Origin of the sequence: Kitasatospora sp. NPDC091257 (assembly GCF_044757675.1) — a bacterium.
In the GTDB taxonomy this organism is placed as follows: domain Bacteria; phylum Actinomycetota; class Actinomycetes; order Streptomycetales; family Streptomycetaceae; genus Kitasatospora; species Kitasatospora lactacystinica.
Genome location: NZ_JBIVVI010001020.1, coordinates 1 through 3,382 on the forward strand (window position 1 = coordinate 1; position 3,382 = coordinate 3,382).

3 protein-coding genes are annotated in these 3,382 nt (G+C 73.2%); all 3 read right to left on the minus strand.

Annotated elements, in window-relative coordinates:
• Nucleotides 1-7: 7 nt before the first annotated feature.
• Nucleotides 8-1,510 (minus strand): ATP-binding protein, encoded by a 1,503-nt coding sequence (locus tag ACIQOV_RS33695; RefSeq protein WP_401054573.1) that lies wholly within the window; start codon nt 1,508-1,510, stop codon nt 8-10.
• Nucleotides 1,507-2,277 carry a response regulator transcription factor gene (locus ACIQOV_RS33700; RefSeq protein WP_359915066.1) on the minus strand — a complete coding sequence of 257 codons (771 nt, stop codon included), beginning with the start codon at nt 2,275-2,277 and terminating at the stop codon, nt 1,507-1,509. The genes ACIQOV_RS33695 and ACIQOV_RS33700 overlap by 4 nt, the downstream gene beginning before the upstream one ends.
• A gap of 68 nt (nt 2,278-2,345) precedes the next feature.
• On the minus strand, nt 2,346-3,382 hold a 1,037-nt coding region (locus ACIQOV_RS33705), incomplete at its 5' end, for a S1C family serine protease (RefSeq protein WP_401054574.1).

Below are 3,382 nucleotides of genomic sequence, written 5' to 3' on the forward strand. Positions count from 1 at the left end.
CCTCCCGTCATTCCGGGGCGGGTCCGCCGGGCAGCCGGACGGTGGCCAGCGCGCCCGGGCCGCCGTCGGCCGCCGGACCGAGGGTGACCTCGCCGCCCGCCTCCCGGACGCTCTGCGCGACGATCGACAGCCCGAGGCCGGAGCCGGGCAGCTGGCGCGAGGAGGGCGAGCGCCAGAACCGGTCGAAGACGTACTGGAGCTCGTCCGGAGGGATCCCGGGGCCGTGGTCGCGGACGGTCAGCACGCCCTGGTGCAGCCGGACCTCGATGGTGCCGCCGGGCGGGCTGTACTTGACCGCGTTGTCCAGCAGGTTGATCACCGCGCGTTCCAGCCCGGCCGCGTCGCCGTGCACGTACCAGGGCTCGGTGTCGGTCTCGAACACCAGCCCCGGGCCGCGCAGCTCGGCCCGCTCGACGGCCCGTCCGGCGATCTCGTGCAGGGCGACCACGGTGAGGGCCGGGCCGCTCTTCGGGGTGTCCGGGCGGGAGAGCTGGAGCAGGTCGCCGATCAGCAGGGTGAGCTCCTGCATCTGCGACTTCATGTTGCCGAGCAGCTTGGTCTTGGTCGCGGCGGGCAGCGGGCGGCCGGTGTCGTTGCTGCGGATCAGCAGGTCGACGTTGGTGCGCAGGGAGGTCAGCGGGGTGCGGAGCTCGTGCCCGGCGTCGGCTATCAGCCGGGTCTGCCGCTCGCGGGAGTTGGCGAGGGCGGTGCTCATCGAGTTGAAGGAGGTGGAGAGCCGGGCGATCTCGTCGTCCCCGTGGACCGGGATGGTGGTGCCGACCTCCTCGGTCCGGGCGATGTGCTCGACGGCGTCGGTGAGCTGGTCGACGGGCTTCAGGGCGGAGCGGGCGACCAAGCGGCCGGCGACCGCGGCGAGCAGGATGCCGCCGACGGAGACCGAGGCGAGGAGGATGGCGAGGCCCTGGAGGGAGTCCTCGACGGGCTGGGTGGAGGTGGCCACCATCAGCAGGACCGGCCCCGCTGTCGCGGAGCGGGTCAGCGAGATCCGGACGACTGCCGGAGTCCCGTCGGTGAAACGGCCGTCTCGGATGATCGACTGGCCGTTCTTGAGCCTGTACCCGGCTGCGTCACCGGGCTGGACCACGATCGCCTTGGTCGCGTTCGGTGGCAGGCAGACGGCCGTCAGGTTGGCCGTCACGAACTGGGTGTCCCGGGCCACCGCGCTGCCGTTCTCCGAGGTGAGGCCCGTCGGCTGGTTCGCCAGGGCCTGTTCCGGGGTCGGGTAGCAGATCAGGGGCACTCGGGGCCCCGGCGGCAGCGTCGCGCTCGCCAGGTCGGCCCGTACCTGCCCGTACAGCTGCTTCTCCACGATGAACCAGCACGCCAGTGCCGACAGCGCGATCGCCACCGCCACCGCCGCCGCGCTCAGGAAGATGAGGCGGCTGCGCAGGGAGCGGGAGCGGAACCAGTGGAGGAGGCGCTGTCGGCGGTCGGGCGTGCGGGGCCGGGCCTGCGGAGGGGTCAGCGGAGGGGGCGGAACGTTGTTCACGCGCTCGTGCCGGCGGCCTGGCGCAGGGCGTAGCCGACGCCGCGTACGGTCTGGATCAGGCGGGGCATGCCGCCCTGCTCGGTCTTGCGGCGCAGGTACATCACGTACACGTCCAGGGAGTTGGAGGAGGGCTCGAAGTCGAAGCCCCAGACCGCCTTGAGGATCTGTTCGCGGGTGAGGACCTGGCGGGGGTGGGCGAGGAACATCTCCAGCAGCATGAACTCGGTGCGGGTGAGCTCGATCGGCTTGCCGGCCCGGGTGACCTCGCGGGTGGCGGTGTTCATCCGCAGGTCGGCGAAGGAGAGGACCTCGCTCTCGTCCTCGACGGCGGCGCGGGCGGCGGCCTCGGCGGCGAGGGCGTTGCGGCGCAGCAGGGCGCGGACGCGGGCGAGCAGTTCGTCGAGTTCAAAGGGCTTGGCGAGGTAGTCGTCGGCGCCGACGTCGAGGCCGGTGACACGGTCGCCGACGGCGTCGCGGGCGGTCAGCATCAGGACCGGGACGGTGTCGCCGCGCGAACGCATCCGGCGGACGGCGGTGAGGCCGTCCATCCGGGGCATCATGATGTCCAGCAGGACGAGGTCGGGCCGGTCGCGTTCGACGGATTCCAGGGCCTCGTAGCCGTCGGTGGCGGTGGCGACCTCGTACCCCTCGAAGGCGAGGCTGCTCTCCAGGGCGTCCCGGAGGGCGGGTTCGTCGTCGACCACGAGGAGCCGGGCGGAGGGGTGGCCGGCCTCGGCGGTGGTGCGGTCGTCGGCGGACGGGGTCATGGGCGGGTGCCCTTTCTCGTCGGGTGGAGGGCCTGCTGGGAGCAATTGTCCGTCTCAGCGAGTGTGGCTCACAGGTTCTGGCCGGCTTCGAGTTTCGGCAGGACCTGCTTGATGTCGTTGATCGGGATGGCGAAGCCGAGGCCGACGCTGCCGGCCGAGCCGCCGCCGGAGGAGCCGGAGCCGCCGGGCGCGTACATCGCCGAGTTGACGGCGATGACCTGGCCGCTGGCGTTGATCAGCGGGCCGCCGGAGTTTCCGGGGTTGAGCGCGGCGTCGGTCTGGAAGGCCTTGTAGGTGGTGCTGCTGCCGCCGGTGGGCTGCGGGGTGGTGCCGCGCAGGCCGGGGACGCCGGGGAGGAAGGGGAGGCCGAAGCCGCCGTTGTTGCTGGTGCTGCCCTCGTCGAGCTGGACGGTGACGTCGCGGTTCTCGGCGCTGATGATGCCGGAGGTGACGGTGCCGGTGAGTCCGTCGGGGTTGCCGATGGCGACGACCGGGTCGCCGACGGCCACGGCGGAGGAGTCGCCGAGGACGGCGGGGGTGAGGTTCTTGGCGCCGGTCGCGGTGATCACGGCGACGTCGAGGGCCTTGTCGGTGCCGGTGACGCTGGCCTGGGCGGTGGAGCCGTCCTTGAAGGTGACGGTGATCCGGCCGCCGGCGGTCGCGGTGTCGATCACGTGGTAGTTGGTGAGGATCCGGCCGTCGGTGTTGAGGACGACGCCGGTGCCGGTGGCGGTGCCGTTGCCGTTCTTGACGGTGATCTGGACGGTGCTGGGCGAGACGGCGGCGGCGATGGCGGCCACGTCGGCGCTGCCGTCGGAGCGGGCGGAGACCGGGCTGGCGATGGTGCCGACGCGGTTGTCGGCGCCCTGCCGGTCGGCGGCGACCAGGCCGCCGGTGACCCCGCCGAGGACGGCGGCGATCGCGGCGACGGCGGTGACCAGGGCGAGCCGCCCGCGCAGCAGTCCGCGCCGGGCCCGGTTGCCGTGGTCGCCGGGGCCCTCGGGGGAGCCCGGCCCGAGGATCGTGGGCGGCTCGGGCGGGGTCGGCGGGGGCGGCGGCGGGCCGTCGAAGACGCCGCCGGAGTGGTCCTCGCGGTAGCCGTACC